The organism is Bacillus cereus group sp. Bce041 (genome assembly GCF_052646455.1).
Window position 1 is genome coordinate 195,039 of the sequence record NZ_JBQXON010000005.1, and the last position, 24,440, is coordinate 219,478.

The window sequence follows — 24,440 nt, forward strand, 5'->3', positions numbered from 1 at the left end:
TCGCCTAACAGTCAGTATACAAACCTATTTGCATTAATACAATACTTACTCTATTTTTTTCAACAACTGATAAATAAGATATAAACGAAAGCATTATAGATTGTGAGTATTCATTACACTCTTCTACTTTAGAAAGATACTTTATAACTCAAAAATGTTCAGACACCATATAAGGTCTGAACACTTTTGGACTCGCTCTAACACCAAAATATCTGTGCTCCTTTTTAAAATATACTTAAATCCCATTCTTTTGCAATATGTTCTAACAACATAATTCCTGGTAAACTATTCCCATACTCATCAATGGCTGGTCCGTAAATACCAATACCACATCCATCTTGGAACGATAAATCCTTCCTAGATTTTGAGGGAACAAGTGTCATAATTCCGCCAGATACCCCACTCTTAGCTGGTAATCCAATGAAAGCAGCAAATTTTCCAGAAGCATTGTACATTCCACAAGTAAGCATTAAAGCTTTTGTTAACCTAGCTACTTCTTTAGGGAGCACTTGTTCTTTGCGAATAGGATGATATCCATCATGTGCTAGTATAAGCCCTATTAAGGCAATATCTTCTGTATTTATTTCAATCGAACATTGTTTTAGGTAAACCTCTAGTGTCTCCTCCACATCTGATTCTAGAAAACCATTTTCCTTTAAATAGTATGCTAAAGCTCTATTACGATGAGCCGTTTCCCATTCGGATTGAAATACTATTTCATTAATAGCAGGACGCTTCTCTATCATTTTTTCAATTAATACGTATAGAGATTCTAATTTTTCTTGCACCGATTTCCCTGGCAAAAGTGAAGCTATCGTAATCGCTCCAGCATTAATCATAGGATTAAAAGGTTTTCCTGGTTTATGTATCTCTAAACGAATAATTGAATTAAAGGCATCTCCAGTTGGCTCTACGTCAACTCGTTCTAATACATAAGAAATACCGCGACTTAAACAAGCGGCTATAAAACCGATTACTTTTGATATACTTTGTAATGTGAAAGGTATCTCCCAATCTCCTGACTTTATCATTGTTCCATCTGGCTTTACTATACAAATACCTAACTGCGATACATTTATTTCCCCCAGAGCGGGAATATAACTGGCGCTTCGTCCCTTAGCTGCATACGTTCGATAATGGGCTACCCATTGATCTAAGCAAACTTTTTCTTGACCCTCAATTTGAATGCTATAATCTTTTATCATTTAAAAATATTCCCCCGTACTATTAACTTTATATAGAATGATTTTTTCTTTACTATAATCAATAATATTTGCACTAGAACCAAGAAAGATATTCAGACATATTGCAGTCTGAATATCTTTCTTATTACACACTTTTCTTTTTTGAATTTTTCTGATATTTTTCCCAACATTCAATATTTTTAAGCCCTTTAATGTTTTCTTTATAAAAAATAGGATCTTTACCAGCTTTTTTCTGATTTGTATAATCTTGTAACGCCGCAAATGCTACTTTTGAAAGTAAGGTAATAGCAATTAAATTAATAATAACCATAAAGCCCATAAATAAATCCGCTAAATCCCATACAATTTGAACCTTTGCAACGGAACCAAATACAATCATAGCCAACACACTTATTCTGTATATCATTAACCACACTTTACTTGTATGTAAGAAGCGAATATTTGTTTCACCATAATAATAGTTGCCAATTAACGCACCAAATCCAAATAAAAAAACAAAGATAGCAAGACAACCCGATGCCCAAGAACCGATGTGTTCACTTAATGCTGCTTGTGTAAGTGCAATACCATTTAACCCCGGTTGTTTATATGCATCAGAAAGCAAAATAATAAAGGCAGTGCTAGTACAAATGATCAGTGTATCCGTTAATACACCAAATGCTTGAATCAGTCCTTGTTTCACCGGATGACTTGTTGTTGCTGTTGCAGCAACGTTTGGTGCACTTCCCATACCAGCTTCATTTGAAAATAAACCACGTTTAACCCCATTCATAAGTGCTGCACCAATTGAACCTCCTGCTATTTGTTTAAAACCAAATGCGTTTTGAACAATAAGAGAAAGAACTTCCGGCATTTTTGATATGTTGGTAACTACAACAAATAATGCAACTCCAATGTATAATACCGCTAAAAATACCACTTTGTATTCAGCCATTTTTGCAATACGTTGTACACCACCAAAAATAATCGCAGCGAAAGCAATGGCCATGATTATCCCGACTGTTAGGCGATCTGTACCAAATGCATTTTGAAAAGCAATTGTAACTGTATTTGATTGTACTGAATTGAATACAAGACCAAAAGTAATTGTGATTAAAATAGAGAATAATACTCCCATCCAACGTTTATTCAACCCTTTTTCCATATAATAGGATGGACCACCGCGGAAGCCAGTTTTATCTTTTACTTTATATATCTGTGCTAATGTGCTTTCAACAAAACTGGATGCCGAGCTAATAATAGAAATAATCCACATCCAAAATACAGCTCCAGGCCCCCCTAATGCAATCGCAATCGCAATTCCTGTAATATTCCCTGTTCCAACGCGAGCTGCCATACCAATACAAAACGCTTGAAAAGGGGAGATTTGATCTTTAGAACCACTTTTCCCCTCCATTAATACACGGACCATCTCTTTTAACATTCGAAACTGTACAAAATTCAATTTAAATGTAAAATAAATTCCGCAAATAACAAGCATAATAATTAACAATTTAGACCATAAAAAATCATTCGTTGACCCGACTAAATCTACAAAAAATCTTTCCATATTATCACTCCATACCAAAAATTTATCTATCATAATCTATATAAAATCACCTATATTCCCTGGCATAAATACCTCATTCATATTCAAATACAACAAGGATAAAAATTTTCTATATTAATAGGATTGCCTGTTTAAGCAAACATCACAACATGTAACTGTAAAACTGAATTTTCGAAGAACTTAACGCTTATACATACGGTGCTCTATCCCCTTCTGTAAAACTAATATTCTTATCCACTAATATTGTTGTACTATTATGTTTGTTTCATTTACCGGTGATTTACATTTAAATCATAATAATCAATAGTGATTAACTGGTTTTTTGTTAATTTTCCCTAGAACATGGAAATATCTCCTTTCTCACTACTAATCTCAAAAATAGGCTAGGTAAAAAGTTCATAGAAAAACTATGAAGCGCTTTCAATCTTCAACTAAGAGAAGCTTATTTTTAATTTATAATCAAAAGTACAGAATGTTACGAAAAAGTACAGATTTTTATAAAAACCAAAAAATATTTTAAGGTTTTTTCATCTAAAAAACAGTGAGGTTTTGTGAATTTTATACAGTATCCAAACATCACGGATTCCGTTCTACCTAACTTTTGACAAGTCTCTATTTTCTTCATAAAAACATGCATACTTTTTCTCTTTTAGAACTTCATATAAAGTATTTGAAATCAAGAATCGATAAGTTATTATAAGAATATTAAAAAAACAAAACATTTAATTTATTTATGGTATCATACAAAAAACATTTGTTTTCTCAATTAATCCCCTAGTGAGATTTGTTGAATATCTATTATTAAATGTATATTTCCTTTGCGTTTCATTCTACTAACATAGATTACAGGTGGTGTATTGTGAAAGAAATAGTATTCGTTCAAAGTAAAAAAAGACTCCTTATGAAATTCGAATTTTTAAAAAAGGATTTAGTACTTACCATTTCACTGATACTAGCAATTGTAAGCTGCTTAATACATTCGCCAAAGATCGAATATATTAACTTTGAAGTGTTAATTAGCTTATTTAATCTAATGGTGGCCATTAAGGCCTTGGAACAGCTAAAGATATTAGACAAACTTGCCGTTGCGATTTTAAATAAATGCAATAACAGCAGGTCAATATCTATTATTCTAATTTTGTTATGCTTTATTTGCTCCATGTTTGTAACAAATGATGTCGCTCTCCTCACTTTTGTTCCAATAACACTTGTCATTAGTAAAAAAACACAAATGAACATGATGAATACAATCATCCTGCAAACAATTGCGGCAAACATCGGCAGTAGCTTGATGCCTATGGGAAACCCACAAAATTTATACTTATATTCTTACTATGGAATTAAGCTCATCCCATTTTTAGGTTCAATCCTGCTTTTAGCTGTACTTGGAATCAGTTTGTTATTTATATGTACTCAAAAACTTCCAAAAACAGATTTAAAAATAGAACTACCTGTTATTACCGTGAAGAATCGAAAAAAAGCTACCATCTGGATTTTGATACTTATCACTATCATTGCATCTATTTTTGGTGTCATTAATTATTACATTGCGCTAATAGTTACATTGATGGCAGCATTTACGTTAGATAGAAACTTACTATTTAAGATCGATTACTTTCTTCTAATAACCTTTGTCTGTTTTTTTATTTTTATCGGAAACATTTCCCATTCCGATGCGCTGGAGACATTTGCTCACGCTAATTTAAGAGGAGATACTTCAGTCTTCTTTAGTTCCATATTCTTGAGTCAATTGATTAGCAATTTTCCTACTTCAATTCTTCTATCAAACTTTACTTCTGATTGGAAAGCTTTATTACTAGGAGTAAATATTGGAGGGCTTGGAACAATTATCGCATCTTTAGCCAGTGTAATTTCCTATAAACTATTCACTCAGGCCAATGGTAAAGAGAGTAAGGCGTATTTAATTAAATTTAGCATTTACAACTTTTCATTTTTAATCATACTTACATGTATACAATACTTTATCTTTAAATTTCTAAAAATTTTTTAAAAAATTGATTACTTTAAAAAAACCCAAATATCTCAGCATTAAATTGAGAAATTTGGGTTTTAATATAGGTATGTTTAAAGAGATACAACAAAGTTACCATCAATTTAATATTTTAAGATGTTCTCAAAGCGAAAATCTTTTAGCTTTTACGTTATTTATTAGAATTCAGTTCATTTTTTATGTACTCAGTTATATAATAAATGACTGAATTTATAGGGTAATAACTTTCAATTAATAATAGAAATATAACTTATTACAATGTTATTTCATTTTTGAAGTCCTCTTCACAAAATCCTTAATGTCCCTCAATTTTTTTCCGCTAATATTATCTTTGATCGTTGAATCTATGTCATTTTCAATATAAAAAGTTTTATTCTTAACCTTTGTTTCAAATTTATATTTATTTTTATCCCAATTTATTAGATTGCTCTTTAGGTGTGCAATATTTCTTACATCAAATTCAATCATAAAAGGTTCTAAAGCTGGATAAAAATGTCCAAGTTTATTATTTTCTTTTAAAAAAACTATATATGTCTCCTCGGATTTTGGTTTTATATACAATGGATCTTTATTTTCTACTTTTTTAGTAAACACTTTCGTAGCACCTTTCAGAATGATTCCATTTTTATCAATGATTTCATTACTTTCCTCTAATACGAGATTTTCTGAATATCTATGATTTATTAAGATTTCATTCTTTACATAGTCCCCTTTTAAGATTTCTTTGACATGAAAACTAAACAAATGGCCTTCAACATCTTCACTTTGAATCTCATGTGATGAACTGTTTGCCATATTCCATTTAGAGTATAAGCCGTCATATTCACCTAGTACAATAACGTCTGCTTCTTCAACCATTTCGCTTAAATGATTTGTAGTTTTGAATGTCTTATTTAATACTATAGTTTCAGAATTCGATGACACGCTAGACACTCCTGCCACATCTATACTGGACCAAATTGTTTTACCAATAATAATTAAAAAAGTAAATATGAATAAACATAGACACCATTTCATTGCTTTATATTTATACATTATAATAAAGTCTCCCTAAATTATATTTTCTCAATACAAAATATTCTAAATGTTAATTAAATATTAATCCAAAAGAAGAGAATGGTGCTATAATTCTCTTGTTAAAAATAATCTTTGGAGGGATAATATGAATTTTAAAAAAGGGATTACTGCATTTTTATTAGGTACTGTGTTTGTTTTTTCAAGCGTTGGCGTTTCAGAGGCTTATGTAAAAGAAGGATGGAAGCTGCCTTCAAAATCAGCTACATATAAATGGGGAGACAGATTAGACGATGGTTCAAGTATCATCAAATCTGGTTGGCAAGCTGCCGATTCAGCCTGGTACACTGCTTCTCGTATTAATTTTACAGTTTCCTCTTCTTCTGTGAACACATTAAACTCTTGGTTTGAAAGTTCCTCTACTTATTATGGAAGAATGAAGACATCTTATAATACATCCACTAAAAAAGTAACGAAATTTGCTGGTGATATTAACGCAGGTAATACAAATATTACAAAATCAAATGTTGCTAAAAGTACAGGAGTCCATGAGTTTGGTCATGCAATAGGAATAGGTCACAACAGTGGTACTTCAATTATGAACAGCAATCGTAATCGTACTACTATGCATGTCCCTCAAACTGACGATAAAAATGGTGTAAATGCAATCTATTAACAGAAAAAGGAGATGATTTCTTAATGTTAAGTAAAAAAGCAAAAACTATGGTAATTGCAATACCTTTGGCTACAGTAATTGGTTTGGGAGGATATTCAGCATTTAATAGTCACTTCTCCCCTGTTGCTGAAGAAGATAAGAATACCGAAACTGTTATTCTCAGTAAAGATTTCCCTGCTACAAGTGATTTAAATCAAATGATTAATGAAGCAGATCTAGTTGTAATCGGTGAATATGAAGGTCTTGACTCTAAGTGGAATATGGCACGTAATCCAAGTAATCCATCGGAAGAGGACAAAGAAAATTACGTTGAAGGACATCTTTATAATTTCAACATTTCCGAAACAATTAAAGGTGTGAATGAAAATAAACAAATAAAAATCAATCATCGTTTCGCTGAAACTGTAAAACTTGAAGATTCTAATGCAGTTGTTGCACCAGATGGCACAGTTACAAAAAAGGCTACTAAGATAACTACTAAAGAGGTGCAAAATAAGGATCCTTTATATATCGAACCTATGGTTAATAAAAAATATATGATGTTTTTGAAGAAGGATCAATTATTTGGTAACTACTACGGAGCAATTGAACCATTCGCAATTACCTTTGATGAAAATAACAAAGCAGACCTTCAGACAAACATAGAAACTATTAATGAAAGTAAAATGTCTTCCAAAGCACAACTTGCAGGAAAAACAATTGTATTAAAAAATGAAATACATGAAACTATTACTGACAATATTAGCGGTAAGACCCTTGATGAATTAAAAGAACAAGTAAAACAAAAAAACAAGTAATAATTATAACTTATATTGATTTTCCCTATTTCATAAGATAATTAAAATTAATTTATAACTGTTATTACAGATTAAAGAAAAATCATTTTTTTCACCCAAAAGCAAAGCAACTGCCTATCAAATTTTTTAGTAGGCAGTTGTTCAATTATTAAAATAAAGTACCATACTGTTTAATTAAATACTATTTCCAAAACAAAAAAGTAAAGGTTTTCAATTCACTTGAGCTTTCTTGTCTCTAATTCATATATTCTTCTAAATTTATTTTTTGTATATCCCCAAAAAAAATCCTACATAGCGCATGTACCAAGCTTCATCTGCATAACTAGTTACATTCTCCTTTTTCTATTGTTAATAGCTTCACAATAAAAGCTGTTAAACGGAAAAAGTGGGAAGTCTTAAATTAGACTTCCCACCTTATATAAATTTACAATTAGTGACAATACCCATACAAATACAATAGTATATATAATAATCACTCATTATATGTGTTGCTCTTTTAACCGGCCAATGTAACCCCTTAGCCATCCTTCATGATTGACTTGATTGTTTCTAGATACTTAATCCCTCTATACTCATTTCAAGCGGTAATCCATTCCGATGGAAATTACAAATGACAAAATTTATCCGTTTTTCCTACTTGCTAAATTCAGCAAGTAAAATGTTTTTAAAAACTTCCGGGTTATTAATGTTTAAACTGTTCGAATTGATAGCGAGTGTATGTTTACCTCCAAGTGTTCCACCAGCAAAAGTGGAAAACCCTGGAACGCCCCCCCTGTGTCCCCATACCGAGACACCGTTCGGAAGCTTAATTTCAAGGATTCCAAGACCATACCCGGTTCCCTCTCTATTTGTAGGAACTGTAGTAAGCATTTGTTTTAACTGCTGTTCCTTCAGTAATTTGCCACCTAGTAAGTAAGAGAAGAATTTGTTTAAGTCGTCAGCAGTAGAAATCATATCTCCATCCGAGCTACCTGGGTTAATATAAGTAACGTCTTTTAGCTCACTCGCTCCGTCTAGTTGCAAATAGCCACGGGCATGCTTGGTGCCTGGAATCACGCTTGAATTACCAGGTAGAAATGTATTTGACAAATCAAGAGGTTCAATAATCCGATTTTCAACCTCTTCCGCATAACTGTTGCCAGTTACTTTTTCAATAAGGATCCCCAGTAATACGTATCCTGTGTTTGAATAAGACCAACCCTTTCCTGGGGCAAAGTCTGGGGGAAGTGAAATCCCCATCTTTACAAATTCTTCAGCCGTATATGATTTTTTTATATCCGTAATATCAAAGTCTTTTGAATATATATAGTCAGCAATACCACTTGTATGATTCAATATTTGCCGGATCGTAATCTGATTACCATCATATCCGTTTCCTTGAATAACACCAGGTAACCATTTTTCAATGGAGTCGTCTAGATTCAAACGGTTCTCTCCAGATAATTGAAGCAGAACTGTTGCAATGAACGTTTTCGTCACACTGCCAATGCGAAAGCGAAAATCTGCTTTCATTGGTTTCTTAGTTTTCAAATCCGCTATCCCAGCACTATAACTCCAAGTTTTACCCCCCTTAGAAATTTGAGCGAGTATTCCCGGGTATCCAAGTTGCAGTTCATCTCGCATTGCTTTCTTAACGGAAGTACGATCGCTTTTCGTACTTGTTTGTAACGAACTAGATACATTTTGCGTAGATTCTGCTTTTACAATTGATGTTGGTGTTATGTATAACAGGGAACTTCCACCTATTAAAAGTGCTAGACTTGCACATGTAATTTTACTGCTTGTTTTCATAAAGAATTCCTCTCTTCTATTAAAATCGTATTGATGGTTAATAATTATGTCATATGCTAACCACACAGCTATCAACTCTCCCAATGATAAAAGTCAACACTGAATTTGCAATCAACGTACTAATCATTATTTTCACAAACACCATTGTATTCTAACAATCTCTAAATCACTCTTTTTCCACATACATATTAACCATAGAAATTACTTCTTTTCCTTAAAACACTCTCGTTACTGATTATTTGTTTTATATGTAGGCCGTACTTGTTCCCCCCTTCATGCCTCCTTATATTTTTATCCTACACAATGAAAATCTCTTTTTTCTTACCTATTCCTTACAAATTCCTTACATACAAAATCACTTCTACAATAGGATTGAAGTAGCATCTATGCCCGAAAGCGCAAAAAACACCGATGCTTTTTCGCTTCAGTGTTTTTTGCGCTTTACATATTGAAGATTCATTTTACTCTTAGCAGGTTGAATTGCTAATTTTTTCTAATACGATTATTCTTCTTACTATATAAAACAAATTTTATAGTATTATATGAAACACTTCTCAAGTTGTCATTAAGGCACATTATTCTAAATTTATTGATCTAGTTGAGATGGACTCACTTTTTGAATTTGAACAAGTATATCAAACGTTTTACCTAATGATATATCAACAGTTTTTGGTATATCAGGCCCTTCGGTAGCTATTCCAGCGAAAATTGGATGTTGTTCGTTTAACCAAGTTTTTGTCACGCCGTTCGCCTTACGTAAATCAATAAAAAATTGATCTTTTTTGACCTGTCCAAAAATGTAGTTATAACTGTTTTGATCATCCGATTTTAATGTTCCATAGGGGCCAAATTCACCATTGCTATTCTTGACATTGTATTGTCCTTCATAAACTGACGTTCCAATAGATACGTATCTTTTTCCATAATATTCTGCTAAATGCTGCCCAGCTACTTTAGGATATATAAAAGGAAGCATATTTGTTTTCGAAACGTGTCCATTATGTGCCCATACAATGGTTTTTCCTAAATGTTCTTCAGTCCACTTCGCATTTTCATACATCGCAATATCATGTTTCAAATAAAAATCCGCTGGTTTATCAGGAGGTGTCGCTAACATTGTAGTAAACTGTTCAATAATACGAGCATTTTGCTTTATCCATGCAAACTCTTTAGATTTTCCATTTAAATAGCTTTTATTTTCCTCTAATAAAGCACTAATTTGTTTAGCATCTAAAACATACTTTTCTTTTTCTTCTTTCGTAAGGCTTTCAAAAGTATTCATATCCTTTGTTACAGGAATAAGACCTTTTATCTTCTCTTCTACTCTAGGCAACAGTTTTGAATTGTTCGCTTTAATATATTCTGTTATATTATTATAAACATTTTCGTTTACTGATTGAATGTCCATCCCGATGACACGTACTTTCGATTTATGTTTTGGATTAGCATTATATTGCCGAATCCAATCAAGTAAATCTAGCATTTCTTTCGTCTTAAATACAGGTGTTAGATGTTGGCTTGGGTTTCCCTTACCAGTAAGAACATATCGATCAAGTTCCAAGGCCCTGTCCCATCCCTCTTCTAAAACTAGATTGGTAAAGCCCTTTTCAGATACTAAATACTTAACAATGCGGTGTTTCATCGTAAAAACTTCATGAGCTCCATGCGTAGCTTCACCTAAACCTACAATTGAAGCTGAACCTACCATATCCTTAAGTGGTTTCAAATCATTAAGAGATGCAGTTGGATTAGTTGTTTTTAAAGGCTTTGCATGTGCTTCTAACCATTTTGCTATTTGATTTGTATTGTAGGGAGCTGTAACAGAAACCTCTGTTTTCGAATCTGCATAAGTATTTCCTACAAAATGAGTCATTGTTATAGTAGAAGCAACAATTGCAATAATTATTTTCTTTTTCATAAAAAACCTCCTGAAATATTTACTTATAGCTTTTTGACATACTCTGCCAACTTCCGTTTAAAACATTCATTTTCTTATTACTGTTAAGATATATTTATTCTAGTTCCTAAAACTCACTTATTTCTTAATAGGTTCTTAAGAAATTCTTAATTCACTTATACGAATATAAAACTAAATAAGCTTCAATTCATTGCATTGTAAATTCCTCATTGCATAACATTATAATGTACAGATATTCGTTATAAATGATGTTATCTAAAGTATTCAATTTCAGTATGTATTATTAACGTAGTTAATATATGGTTAATATGAAGTTCCAAATTTTGATTGTCTGTAGTCTCTTTATCATAGGGTTAATTTAGGGGTTATTTTTTGTTCACTTCATTTTTTTCGGCACTCTGCATCTAGACGGTATACCCATTGGCCACAGTTAGACTATTTCAAATCAAAAAAATAGATTACCTGCACACTAAAGAGTATAGCGCACAAATAATCTAGTTGTTTTTGAGATTAATAAAAAACTAATTTATCTTTTGAATTCTTCCATCAATAATAGACTGAATTGGTTCTTTTGATTTTTTTATATAATCTACTAATGCTTCAAAATCAGTTGGTCCTGTTTCAGCATCTTTACCGTTTTTAAAGGATACAAATCCATCTCCACCTGAAGCTAGAAATGCGTTCGCAACGACGCTGTAAGTTTTAGAAGGAATGATTTCTTCTCCATTTGCTAAGCGAATACTTGTTACTTTTTCTCCATTAGGCTTGTTCGCATCCCAAGTGTATTGGATCCCTGAAATTTGAAGCATTCTTGTTATGTCTTTTTGCCATTGTTGATTTAAAATATCACGAATGTCTTGACCTGTTAAATTTACTTTTATTAATTGATTTCCGAATGGTTGAATACCATATATCTCTCCCCATGTAATATCACCAGCATCTAAGTCATTACGAATACCACCAGGATTCATAAGTGCAATTTGGGATTGCATTGTTGCACGCTGAGCATCAGCAACTAAATTTCCGAGAGTAGATTCACCAGCCGTATTGAGTTTACGATCTAGTGGAGCAATAGACTTACCTACAATTTCATTAACAAGAGGTGCGATTTTTGCTTGATATTTCTCCATCTTCTTCTTGATTTTTTTATCAGGCTCCATGCCTTCATGGTAAGTTGTAACAATTTCTGCTTTTTTCTCAACAATATCTTGTGTTTTACGATCAATCTTTACATCAACATCAGCAAAAGCCATACCATATGAATTTGCTTGTACGACAAGTTTATTATTAACAGTTCCATTTACATAGGTGTGGCTATGGCCACCAAAAATAACATCGACTTCTGGATCAGTCTCATTTGCTAATCGGACAATATCACCATTTGTTACGCCGTTCCCATCTGTTATACCTCCGTTATGTGCAAGAACAACGATAGATTTAACGCCTAGTTTTTTTAATTGCTTTACGGATTTGTTAATAGCTTCAACTTCATCTGTAATTTCTACATTCTTTAGCATAGTAGGCATAACAAGGTTAGGAACATCCGTTGTTACGACTCCGATAAATCCAACAGGAACTCCTTGTACCTTTTTTATAGTGAATGGTGGTAAAAATAAACGACCGGTGGATTTATTATAGAAATTTGCAGCAACATATGGGAATTTTGCTCCTTTAAAATTACCTGTTTTCTCATGGTATCCACCATAAATAAGGCGGTTCATTTCTTCAACACCTTCATCAAATTCATGATTTCCTATCGTTCCAACATCGAATTTCAAATCATTTAGAAATTCAATTGTAGGTTCGTCTTGTAATAATGCTGAAACAGGAGTACTTGCTCCAACAACATCGCCAGCATGTACCTTTAATGTATTCGGATTTTGTTTTTCACGATCACGTAAATAAGCCCCTAAGTACTCAATTCCCCCTGCATCTTTATTGTTAATTTTTTTTACAGTGTCTAGTTGCCCATGAAAATCGTTAATACCGAGCATTTGTACATCTATGTAGCGGTTTTGTTCTGTACTTGCTTGGATTGAAGGCGCAGCAAATACACTAGTAAAAGTAACTGTACTTAATGCTAAAGCAACTGGAATGATTTTTTTCAACATAAAATTTCTCTCCCCTAATTAAAATCTGACATAATACGATGTTATTTTAATATATTAAGAGAATTATTTCCACAAAAATTCTACCAATTATAAAAATTAATAAGATTTTATTGTTTTCTGACAAGATATTTCTTCCTCAGAAAAATGTATATTTCTTTGTTTTGAGGATTATTCAAAATATTATCTTGATAGTAATATAACAATACTTCTAAGAAATCTAAAAAACTCTAATCAATATATTTTAGCTGTTAAGAAGAGTATTCAATCCAAAATTAATGGAGATTTATCAACCTAACATCTCAATATCACCATTTAAAAAGATGCTCCTGGATTTATCCAAGAGCATCTTTTATAAAGGTTTATTTTTTACTTATTTATAATTTATCAACTAACAATTATATAGTTGTAATCAGTCCTTTAAAAATAATAGGAGTGCTTCATTAAATTCTTTAGCATGCGTTGCATTTAGCCCATGTGGACCACCCTTTATTAAGGCTACTTTAGAATTAGGAATTGCTTCATGTGTTAATTTCCCACTATATTCATATGGTACAGTTGCATCAGAATCACCGTGAATAATAAGAGTAGGTATATTAAACTTCTCCAAGTCTTTTCTAAAATCTGTCTTACTAAAGGCGGTAATACAATCAAGTGTTCCTTTAGGTGATGCACTAGCTGCAATATCCCAATTATATAAACGGAATGGCTCACTAACTAAATCTGTTCGATTACCAGCCGCGAAAAATCCCTTAGTAAATTCATCAAGAAATGCAAGGCGGTCATTTATCACACCACTTTTGAATGCTTCAATTGTTGCATCATCTAAGGCCCCTTCAGGATGATCCTCTGATTTGTATAAATATGGAGGAACTGCCCCAGCAAAAACAGCCTTTTCAATACGATCTGTTCCATACGTACTAATATACCGGGCTACTTCGCCTCCACCCATAGAAAAACCAACAAGTGTGACATTTTGAAGCTCTAAATGTTCTAATAGTTGATGCAAATCAGAAGTAAAGGTATCATATTCATACCCTTCCCACGGCTGAGATGATTGTCCAAATCCTCGACGATCATATGTTATAACTCTGTATCCAGCCTCAACAAGAGCTGGAACTTGGTATTCCCAAGATCGACCACTTAACGGCCAACCATGAATGAGTACAACTGGTTTTCCTGTGCCATGATCCTCATAATATATCTCAATTGGTTCTTGATTTTCGGTTCCTACAATAATTTTAGCCATGCTTCTACCTCCCAAAAATATTCTAATATGTATCCTTTTCTTCAATAATCCGGATGAATGTCATAACCTATTCATGCACGTTTATGTTATGAATTCTAAGTATGAAACTCTATTGTTCCAATGCATTCATTTTCTCCTTTTGGAACAATCCCCCCTCTAATACCTTTTTCATCATAAAATAATTACTGAACATTACTCCTATTCAATTGTAATAACAAAAATAGGTGACTATCAATATCGTTCTATCTATAGGATGTATAGGTAATACCAATCTATTTTATAGTGAAAACAACTATAGTTACGACCTATACAAATTATAGATAATTTAGAATTGATTAACGAATCAGTTTTAAAATACTATAAATTTGTATAGCACTTCATGTTCTATGAAGGCTGCTATGACCAATATTATTGGTCAGCTTAGTTATAAACGAAGAAACTTATGATAGTATTCGACTATTTAAACTTTCTTCGATTACTTAATTTTTAGGAGGAATACATAATGACTGATCTCTATTCTCGTATTAACAAAGATGATGCTGTCGTGCTTTTAGTAGATCATCAAACTGGTCTTATGTCCGGACTAGTACGTGACTATGGTGTTGATGAATTCAAGAACAATGTTTTAGCTCTTGCTCATACTGCTAAGTTTTTTGATTTACCAGTTATTTTAACAACAAGTTTTGAAAACGGGCCCAACGGACCTTTAATGCAAGAATTGGTTGATCTCTTTCCTCATGCACCAAAAATAGCTCGACCTGGACAAATTAACGCATGGGATAATGATGATTTTGTAAAAGTAATTGAAGAAACTGGAAAAAAGCAACTTATCATCGCGGGCGTAGTTACGGACGTTTGTGTTGCTTTCCCGGCACTTTCCGCTATAAAAGCTGGATATGAAGTATTTGCTGTTACTGATGCTTCAGGAACTTTCAGTAAACAAGTTGCAGATGCTGCCAATACTCGTATGGCACATAGTGGCGTGCAACTTATGAACTGGTTTAGCGTAGCTTGCGAATTACAACGCGATTGGCGCAACGATGTCGAAGGTTTTGGCAATTTGCTTGCTAGCAATCTTCCAGGCTATCAAAATATAATTGGAAGCTATAGGGGAGCTCAGCGAGATCTTAGTAAACAAAATGCATAAATGTATCTCAAGGAAATAGCTTTAAATCACCTTTTTTAAAGTAGATAGTATAAATTTAGTGCTGATTAAATCAGCACTAAATTTAAATTAAAAAGTATGACAGAGCTTTAATTGACAGAAGATACATTACTTTCAATAAACAATTGAAAAAGGAGCGTTTTATTATGAGTAATTTAGAATTGTTAAATCCGGAGAACAGTGCCTTAATTTTAATTGATTTTCAACCTCAAATGACTTTTGGAGTTGCAAGTATTGATAGACAAACATTGATTAATAACGTTATGCTACTTGCTAAATCAGCAAAAACTTTTAACGTACCTACTATTCTTACTACAGTTGAAACACGCAGCTTTTCTGGTTATTTTTGGCCACAAATTCTTGATATATTCCCAAACCATGAAATTATAGAACGTAGTTCAATGAACTCTTGGGAAGATCCGAAATTTGTTGAGGCAGTTAAAGCAACCGGTAGAAAGAAATTAATATTTGCAGCACTTTGGACTGAAGTTTGCCTTGCATTCCCTGTGCTTGAAGCAATTAAAGCTGGCTATGAGGTGTATGCAGTTGATGATGCTTCAGGTGGTACTAGTTTGACAGCACATAACGCTGCTATGCGTCGTGTAGAACAAGCTGGTGCAATTCCAGTGACAGCAATTCAAGTTTTACTTGAATATCAACGTGACTGGGCACACAAAGACACTTATGATGCTGTAATGGAGATTGTAAAGGAACACACTGGTGCTTATGGTCAAGGTGTAGAATACGCATATACTATGGTGCATGGCGCGCTTCCAAGCAGGAAAATATGAAACAAGAAGGAGTAGCTGTCGAAGAGACTTATACAGGGAACACGATGGATGCCGGCAATCCAGTAACAACGATTGTTACATGGGAAATTCAAGAAGGTAGAGAAAAACAGTTTGAAACATGGAGACATGAAATTGAGGCTGCGGCTACTAAATTCCCAGGACATTTAGGTGTAAATCTAATAGTCCCAAGTAACGAATCCAGAGAGTATACTGTTATTTTTCGCTTTGATACGTATGAGCATCTACGTACTTGGCAAGAATCAGATGTTCGCCGGGATTTGTTAAAAACGGCGGAGCAATTTCAAGCCACTAATCCAACTTACAAAACTGAAAGCAGTTTGGCTTATTGGTTTGTTACTCCGAAAACGCCAGTTCCACCGCCAAAATGGAAAATGTCTATCGTTACCCTTCTGGGTGTATGGCCTCTTAGCATGTTAGTTCCTAAAGTGATAGGACCTACTATAAAACATATGAATCCTATTATGTCAGCTTTTTTTGTTTCTGTATGTATAGTGTCCTTGCTATCATGGGTAGTCATGCCGATTTTCGGTAAATTATTTCATCCATGGTTACAAAATAATAGAAAGTAGACGAGGTGTGAACATGAATTTACCGGATATAATCTTATATAACGGAAAAATTACTACCCTTGACCCATCTCAGCCTGAGGTATCTGCTATCGCCATAACTGATGGTTTAGTCACTGCAGTAGGCGGAGATGAGCTTCTTAATAGTGCCACGGAAAAAACAAAAAAAATAGACCTTAACAGAAAGAGAGCTATTCCAGGCCTAAATGACTCCCATATACACGTGATTCGTGGTGGTCTGCATTATAATATGGAATTACGTTGGGAAGGCGTTCCATCACTTTTTATTGCTCTAGAAATGCTCAAAGAACAGGCACGGCGTACACCTGCTCCTCAGTGGGTAAGAGTAGTTGGAGGTTGGTCTGAATTTCAATTTAAAGAGAGACGGATGCCAACATTAGAAGAGATTAATGCTGTTTCTGAAGACACGCCTGTCTTTGTGCTACATCTTTACGATAGAGCACTTGTAAATCGTGCAGGGCTACGTGCACTGGGATACACGAAAGATACCCCAGACCCTCCAGGCTGTTTAATTCAGCGGGATAAAAGAGGTAATCCAACGGGCCTTTTAATTGCTAACCCTAACGCTTCTATTCTTTATTCAAGTTTGGGTAAAGCTCCAGTACTTAATTTTGAAGATCAGATTAACTCAACTCGCCATTTTATGCGTGAATTAAATAGATTAGGTATTACAAGTGCCATCGACGCAGGTGGTGGGTTCCAAAATTATCCGGATGATTATAAAGTTGTTGAACATTTAGCCGAGAAGGAACAATTAACTTTGCGTATTGCTTATAATCTATTTACGCAAAATCCTAATCATGAATATGAAGACTTTGCTTCATGGGCAAAAATTGTTTCTCCAGGTCAAGGAAATGATAAGTATAAAATGAATGGTGCCGGAGAAATGTTAGTATTCTCAGCAGCCGATTTTGAAAAATTTCAAATGCCACGGCCCGAACTAGCTACAGTAATGGAAGCCGACTTAAAGAAAGTAATTTCTCTATTGGTGGAAAACCGTTGGCCATTCCGTTTACATGCAACTTATGACGAGTCAATCACACGTTTCTTAAATGTATTTGAGGAAGTTAACAGAGAAATTCCTTTTAATGGGCTACGATGGTGGTTTGATCATGCAGAAACAATCTCAGATCGTAGTATGGAACGTGTTAAGGCTTTAAATGGCGGTATTGCCATTCAAGACCGCATGGCTTTTCAAGGTGAATACTTTGTTGATTTATACGGAAAGGAAGCTGCACAGCATACTCCTCCGATTTATCGTATGTTAGACCTTGGTATACCTGTTGGCGCCGGTAGTGATGCAACCAGGGTTTCCAGCTATAACCCTTGGGTTGCTCTTTACTGGATGGTTGCTGGAAAAACCATTGGTGGGCTTTCCATATACGATGAAAAAAATAAACTTGATAGAAAAGTAGCCCTGGAATTATATTCAAAAGGAAGTGCGTGGTTCTCTGGCGATGAAGGTAAAAAAGGAACCCTGGCAGTAGGTCAGTTTGCTGATATTGCTGTATTGTCTGCTGACTACTTTACTGTGCCGGAAGAAGAAATCAAAGACCTTGAATCATTGCTCACCATTATGGGTGGGCAGGTTGTTTATGGAAATAATGAATTTAAAAACTTATCACCTGAATTGCCGCCAGCATCACCTGATTGGTCACCGACGGGCGTTTATGGTTATGGTGGTGCTAACCTAGCCAACACTATACTTTCTCACGATTCCCATGATAACAAGTTACATAGTTGTAGTAACCCTCTCCATCAACACACTCATACCGTAATAGGAAAAGATGGAACTAAATGGGGTATTGGTTGTACTTGCTTTGCTTTCTAAATCAAAACCACCGGTATAATGCCGGTGGTTTTCTTTCTACAATAAGGATATGTAGATTCAAAATAGCAGTGTATATCCCTACATGGAATCTGTTACTATGCGATAAGACCGAAGAATTGATTGATTAACTTAACTTGTTTTTGATAGCCTTCTCTCCTTGCAAAGTCTGTCCTTTTTTCCTTAATTAAAAGTCAATGGTATCCCCCTTTTTGATCGACTACACCACACATATAAATCCACTGTCCTTCGACTTTAATATAGATTTTAATTTTTTCAATTGTTACACTAGAATCATTATTATTTCTATTACACTGATACTTTTTGAGAATCATTTAACTTCTGCATAAAGATGCGTGCTGCAAAACTTAAAAATTTATCACCAAAGTGAATAAGATTAATATCTTGACTTGGTGTTGGATCAGTAATACGAACTATGCTCAAAGTATCATTATTAACAAAGTTAACCAGTGAAAGAGGTATTATGGCAACCCCATGTCCATTGTATACAAGGCTCAATAGAGAAATAGAAGATTTTGTTTCTATATTTGCTTCAGATAAAGATAACCCTAAACTCTCACAATATATCTTAATAGATTCACGACAACTACATGAAACCATTACTCTACTGAGCCCTACTAATTCTCGAAAAGAAACAAATGATTTTTCATTCAAAGGATGATTTTTTGGAATTACAAGGACGAGCTCTTCACTATACAAAAGGGTGCTTGTTAATGTGTCTGGAATTTGAGCACTACGTGTAATCCCGAAATCAATATTTTTGTCAACGATTTGATTTACAGCAACTTCGGATTCTATAATCTTTACTACAATGTTGGGATAATGTTGTTGAAACTTCATAATATAAGGTGTTAAATAAGTGAGATCCTCTAATAAACCTCCTATAGTAATCACACCTCTTTTTACACCCTTTAATTCAAAAATTTCATTATAAACGTCATCAAATTGTTGCATGATAAATTTTCCTTTATCAAATAGCAGCTTACCCGCTTCTGTCATTTTGATACCTCTTCCAACTCGATGAAACAAGGGTGTATCAAGTTCACCTTCTAAAACTCGTATTTGTTGACTTAAAGTCGGCTGTGAAATACCTAGAACTTCCGCAGCTTTAGTGAAACTATTATTATTACAAACTTGAATAAAATACTCTAAATGACGTAATTCCATTCTTGATACCCACTCTCCGCTTTATGAAAGATTTATAATTTAAAGGACGATATTTATACGTTAACATAACAACTTTATTTCATATTATACCGATTGAAATTACACGCTTTATTCATTTTGTATTATAATAAATTTACTACCATTTATTAATTTTTCCTCCTATTTATTTAAATTATATTTAATTAGGACATTACTAATTCGAGATATATTTCTAAAAATTTATAGTTCGAGTGCATAATACCCTAATTTTTTCAACTTTTCGATTATCATTTTTTTCTCAATATAGTCCAAACCACCAAATATTTGCTGAATCGCCTCTTTATGCTGAGGAAAAATAATATCCATTAGTTCAATACCTTCTGAAGTAATTGACGCATACGTGACACGGCGGTCTTTAGGACATGGTTTTCGTATTAAGAACCTCTTCTTTTCCAACTTATCCACTACATACGTGATACTACTACTTGCAAGTAATATTTTGTCTCCAATTTTTTGTATAGGCTGATCGCCTTTACTATACAGTAGCTCAAGCACTGCAAATTCAGTTGGATTAAGTCCATAACTTTTTATATCCTCTTCAATACGCTTAGTAATTGACTGTACTGCCCTTGATAATATAACAAATAACTTTAAAGATAAGCTCTCATCGTTAATCATGCTCATAATTACCAATCCCTTACAAGTTATCTTGAATTCGAGATTCATTATATTATCGTCAAAATATTATGTCAATCATTCATTTTAGCTTTATCAATCCATTTATAATTTATTTCTCAACATATGACATATGGAATTAGAAGAAAACAATTGTTACTATATAAGTATCTCAATTACGTTATTTCTTTTAAAGAGAGCTTGTTTTTAATCGCAAGTTCTCTTTTGCCATATTCTAAATTGAATCCGGACAAATTTCAGAGTATATGATATAGTTTTTAAAAAAAGATTAGAGCTCTCCTACAAGAAGGAGAGCTCTAATCTTTCATATAAATATTCACCATTTTTATCATTGCGGGGACATTAAAACTTTAACTTGATGGGAATATGGTACTACCCCAATTAATAAATATTACAAACCATATATCTATCATATTTTTTATCAACAGGATTAATTAGATTTAAAAAAAGATTTCTTTTTCTTTACTCGTAATAAGTCACCTGTCCATCCTTTGAATCGCATATACATATACATCCCCCCTGTTGTGAAAATAATAAATAAGAGAGCGATTAAATAGCTATATTTCCATTCTAGTTCAGGCATGTATTTAAAATTCATACCCCATAATGCTCCTAAGGCTGTCAAAGGCGTACTCACAGCAGTTAATACAGTAAGAGCTTTCATAATTTCATTCCCACGATGAGAAGAAACAACTTCTTGTAAATGAATCATCGTGTCTAATTCTTCTTGGTACTCTTTAACAAGTTGTAATCCACGCTCTAATTTTACGTGTGTTTGTTTATAACAAAGGGTGTTTGTTAGTTTTTCTAACCAAGCTTCTTTTAGGCCTTGTAACACTTCTTGTATTAAGCGAAACACATGTGTGTTCATAAATAATTCATGACGAATATGATAAATCCTTTCTAAAACTGCTATGTTATTATGATGATAAAAATCCCATAATACATTTCTGAAATTGTTTTCAAAGTAGTCAACCTTTCGCAAATAATGAGATATAAACATTGATAAGATAGCACATAATCCTTCAGCGGAACTATTACAATTTTTTGTACCCATAGGGAAATTATGTATTAATTTTTGGAAATCCTCTTCCTCTTTTTCCTGAACTGTTATCAGTATTCCATGAGCTACGAAATAATGAAGAAATTTTTGAATTTTGGCGTCCTTTTTATCTTGATCATATAAAAACGAACCATATACACAAGTTTGACTTGGTGATAACGTATAAACATATAATCCATTTTCACAAGGAGAACTTATTTTCTTTACAAATTGAGCGAAATAAGATGTTACATCACGAGGGATTACAGAAGAAAGTTTTTCAAGCTCACTAGTTTTCACATGATACCAACTCCATTTCGTCATTTTTATGCATTCCATATTATTCTTCCTTTCTAAATAGTTTTATGTTTGATCGAATCATATCCGTAATACGAAATTTGTATGTAGGTATTCATGTCTTGGAGGAAAAGTTTTTAGATCATCTAAATTACAAAATAAATAACATAGGAGGTCTTATTCTTTTAAAAGGAAGACCCCCTATATATTAGTTATTTTTATTTTCAATTTTAAACATTTCCTCTATACAATCACTTTTTATCTTTTCTTATAAAGAATTTATTATATGTGGAAAAGAAGCTACATAATTTGGCACGTCTATTCAACGAACTCCATTTCATTCGTTATTATAATTTGGATTCATATGCAGATTGATTGGTGATGTCCTCAAATACTTGACTCCCAATAATGTAGTATCCATGGAGTGCAGCCTCTTTCGAAGCGTCTACCATACGGAAAGAAGAAATTTCACTTTGCATTTTTTCAATTCGTTTTTTGTGGAGATCTACTATTCCTCCTGTCCAAATAATAGTGTTATACTGTTCTAACTTAAATTGTTCTTGTAATACACGCATGACGTCTTGGAAGTGTGCATCCAACTCTTTTTGAATCAAAGTATGAACTTGACTTGTCTCATGATTTTCTTCTCGACATTCATATCCTTTTTCTAATATGTTTGGCATGTCGTTAATATGCAATTGATTACTTTCACCCTCATGATTCTGCACGATATTCTTAATATTTTTCAAAGGCTTGCTACATCCTAGTTCCGCCTCATAATGATTTAAAATGACATTCTGTTTCATATCTGTCATTTCTACTGTACGAAATCCGCCATCAATAATTAAGATGCGATCTCGTTCCTGAATAATTCCCTCTTTTAAGAAATAGGCATGTAAAGCGACTGGTTGCTGAAGAATCAAAGCATTTTCCACCGTAATATGAATAAATTTCCCATCAATTTGTACGGAAGTTTCTTTTTTTAGTGCACGTTGTAATTGCTCATGCTGACTACCAAAACAAGTAACGGGAAGCCCGGTAACAACTAGAGGTAACACGATATTTTCTTTATAATCCTTTGCAATGCAACCAAATATTTGTTGTTTAAATCGTTCGCTTTCATAATAATTTTCTATTTCTTCGTCAAATGGAGGAAGAAACGAAGCGTCAGATTGATGTGCTTCATTTCCCATGTAGTATGCAAAATCTAAGTCTATAAAACTTACCTTTGTTAAATCTTCACTTTCAGCATGATTAGGTACAGGGGCTAGTGTGGAAGCTTCACTCTTGATTGTCATCTCAGAATCTACATCCTGTCGATATGCCCTTTTGGTAAAGCCAATTCCTACATCAATTGCATACAGAGATTTCATACTTTTTTCCTCACTTTCTATTTTTAGAGTTACATCTAGGCACTCTCTTCTTTCCCTTCTTTCACATATTTCTTTTCATTTTTCGTTTTTTCCCCGTCTAAGTTCTTACTATTTTCATTTATTTCGTAATCCTTTTCACCTGTTTTCTTTTTATTATTTTCGTTTTCTGTTAAGTCTTTAATGGTAGAAATGACAACTGGTGTGGCTGTAAGCAGTTGTGGTAATGTTTGTTTTGCAACATTAGCTGCAGTTACAGAAAATTGTTTACTTGTCTCAGTTACCTTCTCCAATGTTTCCTTTATGTTTCCTTCTTGTAGTTTTTCTTTTACGCTTTTTCCTTTTGTTTGTATAGCTTTCCGATTTTCTTTTTTTAATAGGGAGACTATGACTCCGGTCGTAATTCCAATCACAGCATATTTAAATATTGTATGTTTCATTTTTCTCATCCTTTTCTATTTTTATTTTCTTCCATGCTACAAACTAAAATAATTCCCTTACCTATTTATCAGATGTTGCAATCTATTACAAAGAATGATAGTTTTGCGGCTGCCTATCATTCGCCATTGGTACTTCAGCTGTTACTAGGAGTAAAATCTTCCCTTGATCTAGTTTTTCTTCATATAAGTTAGCTTCCTCCTTCGACAACCCCATTTCTTCCATTTGATTTCGAAGTTCGTCCCCTTTTTTGGAGAAAAAGTTGATAATACTTGTTCCCAATCCTTGTTCTTTTACTCCAATCGTATTTGTGTTTGTATCATCCGCAATCCTTTTTGTTATATGTTTTTCATGTGCTAAAACATAAATGTCATCGTGGCGAACCCCTTGCAATTCTAGCTCTTTTACTTTCATAACTACTTCCTGTTCATTTTGATATTCATAAACTACCGTTTTTCTTTCATTCGTATGCATCGTATCTTTCCTCCTTTAGATTTTTTATTTTTTTATTAAGTTGTTATGTAATATGTAATACACCTATTTTAAAGATGTTAAACCTAAATTTTCAAAAAATTTTACACAATAGGTTATTCATGTTTTTAATATCAAAGAAATGTCACAAGAACTTTGCTTTGATAAAAGCGCTCCAAATTGCGATTTGTTTGGAAGGTAAGCCCATTGTTTTATAGAAATCATAGAAAAATAAAAAAGCACTCCTTT

The 24,440-nt window shown here is 33.3% G+C and carries 20 protein-coding genes; 7 read left to right on the forward strand and 13 right to left on the reverse strand.

Going from position 1 to position 24,440, the window contains the following annotated elements; translation table 11 throughout:
* Positions 1-224: 224 nt before the first annotated feature.
* A complete protein-coding gene (gene glsA, locus ACUN13_RS17845) occupies positions 225-1,205 on the reverse strand; it encodes a glutaminase GlsA (protein ID WP_048527827.1) in 981 nt (326 codons plus the stop codon).
* A gap of 124 nt (positions 1,206-1,329) precedes the next feature.
* Complete coding sequence (locus tag ACUN13_RS17850) at positions 1,330-2,754, reverse strand: alanine/glycine:cation symporter family protein (RefSeq protein WP_257115487.1); 1,425 nt, start codon at positions 2,752-2,754, stop codon at positions 1,330-1,332.
* Positions 2,755-3,613: 859 nt separating this feature from the next.
* Here ACUN13_RS17850 and ACUN13_RS17855 point away from each other — a divergent pair.
* Positions 3,614-4,765 carry an anion transporter gene (locus tag ACUN13_RS17855; protein ID WP_257115488.1) on the forward strand — a complete coding sequence of 384 codons (1,152 nt, stop codon included), beginning with the start codon at positions 3,614-3,616 and terminating at the stop codon, positions 4,763-4,765.
* 261 nt (positions 4,766-5,026) lie between these two features.
* Here the strand turns inward: ACUN13_RS17855 and ACUN13_RS17860 are convergent, their stop codons facing one another.
* The gene (locus tag ACUN13_RS17860) at positions 5,027-5,800 is read right to left on the reverse strand and encodes a hypothetical protein (RefSeq protein WP_000280045.1); all 774 of its coding nucleotides are present in this window, start codon (positions 5,798-5,800) and stop codon (positions 5,027-5,029) included.
* 127 nt (positions 5,801-5,927) lie between these two features.
* On the opposite strand from ACUN13_RS17860, the gene ACUN13_RS17865 reads away from it, so the two are divergent.
* Complete coding sequence (locus ACUN13_RS17865) at positions 5,928-6,455, forward strand: matrixin family metalloprotease (protein ID WP_001009605.1); 528 nt, start codon at positions 5,928-5,930, stop codon at positions 6,453-6,455.
* Positions 6,456-6,478: 23 nt separating this feature from the next.
* Entirely contained in the window at positions 6,479-7,252 is a 774-nt protein-coding gene (locus tag ACUN13_RS17870; protein WP_000949362.1) for a hypothetical protein, read from the forward strand.
* Positions 7,253-7,885: 633 nt separating this feature from the next.
* Here ACUN13_RS17870 and ACUN13_RS17875 read toward each other — a convergent pair.
* From ACUN13_RS17875 to ACUN13_RS17890, 4 genes are all read right to left on the reverse strand, one after another.
* Complete coding sequence (locus ACUN13_RS17875; RefSeq protein ID WP_445423891.1) at positions 7,886-9,043, reverse strand: serine hydrolase domain-containing protein; 1,158 nt, start codon at positions 9,041-9,043, stop codon at positions 7,886-7,888.
* 586 nt (positions 9,044-9,629) lie between these two features.
* Positions 9,630-10,961: an erythromycin esterase family protein gene (locus ACUN13_RS17880; protein ID WP_257115489.1), complete on the reverse strand. Its 1,332-nt coding sequence runs from the start codon at positions 10,959-10,961 to the stop codon at positions 9,630-9,632.
* Between the two features lie 521 nt (positions 10,962-11,482).
* Positions 11,483-13,072, reverse strand: a complete 1,590-nt coding sequence (locus tag ACUN13_RS17885; RefSeq protein WP_257115490.1) for a bifunctional metallophosphatase/5'-nucleotidase — start codon at positions 13,070-13,072, stop codon at positions 11,483-11,485.
* 409 nt (positions 13,073-13,481) lie between these two features.
* On the reverse strand, positions 13,482-14,318 hold the full coding sequence (locus ACUN13_RS17890) for a bromoperoxidase (RefSeq protein ID WP_257115491.1): 837 nt from the start codon (positions 14,316-14,318) through the stop codon (positions 13,482-13,484).
* A gap of 502 nt (positions 14,319-14,820) precedes the next feature.
* Between ACUN13_RS17890 and ycaC the strand changes: the two genes are divergently transcribed.
* From ycaC to ACUN13_RS17910, 4 genes are all read left to right on the forward strand, one after another.
* Positions 14,821-15,465, forward strand: coding sequence for an isochorismate family cysteine hydrolase YcaC (gene ycaC / locus ACUN13_RS17895; protein ID WP_000131216.1), 645 nt, complete (start codon positions 14,821-14,823; stop codon positions 15,463-15,465).
* A 164-nt stretch (positions 15,466-15,629) separates the two neighbouring features.
* Entirely contained in the window at positions 15,630-16,274 is a 645-nt protein-coding gene (locus tag ACUN13_RS17900) for a hydrolase (RefSeq protein ID WP_000067162.1), read from the forward strand.
* Positions 16,271-16,864 carry an antibiotic biosynthesis monooxygenase gene (locus ACUN13_RS17905; protein ID WP_257115493.1) on the forward strand — a complete coding sequence of 198 codons (594 nt, stop codon included), beginning with the start codon at positions 16,271-16,273 and terminating at the stop codon, positions 16,862-16,864. The genes ACUN13_RS17900 and ACUN13_RS17905 overlap by 4 nt, the downstream gene beginning before the upstream one ends.
* Before the next feature lie 13 nt (positions 16,865-16,877).
* Positions 16,878-18,713 (forward strand): amidohydrolase, encoded by a 1,836-nt coding sequence (locus tag ACUN13_RS17910; protein WP_257115494.1) that lies wholly within the window; start codon positions 16,878-16,880, stop codon positions 18,711-18,713.
* Between the two features lie 306 nt (positions 18,714-19,019).
* Here ACUN13_RS17910 and ACUN13_RS17915 read toward each other — a convergent pair whose 3' ends face one another.
* The 6 genes from ACUN13_RS17915 to ACUN13_RS17940 form a co-directional block, all read right to left on the reverse strand.
* Positions 19,020-19,898 (reverse strand): LysR family transcriptional regulator, encoded by an 879-nt coding sequence (locus tag ACUN13_RS17915; protein ID WP_257115495.1) that lies wholly within the window; start codon positions 19,896-19,898, stop codon positions 19,020-19,022.
* Between the two features lie 219 nt (positions 19,899-20,117).
* The gene (locus ACUN13_RS17920) at positions 20,118-20,561 is read right to left on the reverse strand and encodes a MarR family winged helix-turn-helix transcriptional regulator (protein WP_063536794.1); all 444 of its coding nucleotides are present in this window, start codon (positions 20,559-20,561) and stop codon (positions 20,118-20,120) included.
* Positions 20,562-21,003: 442 nt separating this feature from the next.
* Entirely contained in the window at positions 21,004-21,954 is a 951-nt protein-coding gene (locus ACUN13_RS17925) for a magnesium transporter CorA family protein (RefSeq protein ID WP_444877171.1), read from the reverse strand.
* Between the two features lie 305 nt (positions 21,955-22,259).
* On the reverse strand, positions 22,260-23,285 hold the full coding sequence (locus tag ACUN13_RS17930) for a ParM/StbA family protein (RefSeq protein WP_063536796.1): 1,026 nt from the start codon (positions 23,283-23,285) through the stop codon (positions 22,260-22,262).
* A 35-nt stretch (positions 23,286-23,320) separates the two neighbouring features.
* Positions 23,321-23,722, reverse strand: a complete 402-nt coding sequence (locus ACUN13_RS17935) for a hypothetical protein (RefSeq protein ID WP_000683216.1) — start codon at positions 23,720-23,722, stop codon at positions 23,321-23,323.
* Positions 23,723-23,807: 85 nt separating this feature from the next.
* Positions 23,808-24,194, reverse strand: coding sequence for a general stress protein (locus ACUN13_RS17940; RefSeq protein ID WP_000557321.1), 387 nt, complete (start codon positions 24,192-24,194; stop codon positions 23,808-23,810).
* Positions 24,195-24,440: the final 246 nt, after the last annotated feature.

Coding starts and splice junctions, on each gene's coding strand:
- ACUN13_RS17885 (WP_257115490.1), bottom strand. CDS start 13,072: ATGTTGAAAAAAATCATTCCAGTTGCTTTAGCATTAAGTACAGTTACT.
- ACUN13_RS17925 (WP_444877171.1), bottom strand. CDS start 21,954: ATGGAATGCATAAAAATGACGAAATGGAGTTGGTATCATGTGAAAACT.
- ycaC (WP_000131216.1), top strand. CDS start 14,821: ATGACTGATCTCTATTCTCGTATTAACAAAGATGATGCTGTCGTGCTT.
- glsA (WP_048527827.1), bottom strand. CDS start 1,205: ATGATAAAAGATTATAGCATTCAAATTGAGGGTCAAGAAAAAGTTTGC.
- ACUN13_RS17910 (WP_257115494.1), top strand. CDS start 16,878: ATGAATTTACCGGATATAATCTTATATAACGGAAAAATTACTACCCTT.
- ACUN13_RS17930 (WP_063536796.1), bottom strand. CDS start 23,285: ATGAAATCTCTGTATGCAATTGATGTAGGAATTGGCTTTACCAAAAGG.
- ACUN13_RS17850 (WP_257115487.1), bottom strand. CDS start 2,754: ATGGAAAGATTTTTTGTAGATTTAGTCGGGTCAACGAATGATTTTTTA.
- ACUN13_RS17865 (WP_001009605.1), top strand. CDS start 5,928: ATGAATTTTAAAAAAGGGATTACTGCATTTTTATTAGGTACTGTGTTT.
- ACUN13_RS17905 (WP_257115493.1), top strand. CDS start 16,271: ATGAAACAAGAAGGAGTAGCTGTCGAAGAGACTTATACAGGGAACACG.
- ACUN13_RS17860 (WP_000280045.1), bottom strand. CDS start 5,800: ATGTATAAATATAAAGCAATGAAATGGTGTCTATGTTTATTCATATTT.
- ACUN13_RS17915 (WP_257115495.1), bottom strand. CDS start 19,898: ATGGAATTACGTCATTTAGAGTATTTTATTCAAGTTTGTAATAATAAT.
- ACUN13_RS17935 (WP_000683216.1), bottom strand. CDS start 23,722: ATGAAACATACAATATTTAAATATGCTGTGATTGGAATTACGACCGGA.
- ACUN13_RS17880 (WP_257115489.1), bottom strand. CDS start 10,961: ATGAAAAAGAAAATAATTATTGCAATTGTTGCTTCTACTATAACAATG.
- ACUN13_RS17920 (WP_063536794.1), bottom strand. CDS start 20,561: ATGAGCATGATTAACGATGAGAGCTTATCTTTAAAGTTATTTGTTATA.
- ACUN13_RS17875 (WP_445423891.1), bottom strand. CDS start 9,043: ATGAAAACAAGCAGTAAAATTACATGTGCAAGTCTAGCACTTTTAATA.
- ACUN13_RS17900 (WP_000067162.1), top strand. CDS start 15,630: ATGAGTAATTTAGAATTGTTAAATCCGGAGAACAGTGCCTTAATTTTA.
- ACUN13_RS17890 (WP_257115491.1), bottom strand. CDS start 14,318: ATGGCTAAAATTATTGTAGGAACCGAAAATCAAGAACCAATTGAGATA.
- ACUN13_RS17940 (WP_000557321.1), bottom strand. CDS start 24,194: ATGCATACGAATGAAAGAAAAACGGTAGTTTATGAATATCAAAATGAA.
- ACUN13_RS17870 (WP_000949362.1), top strand. CDS start 6,479: ATGTTAAGTAAAAAAGCAAAAACTATGGTAATTGCAATACCTTTGGCT.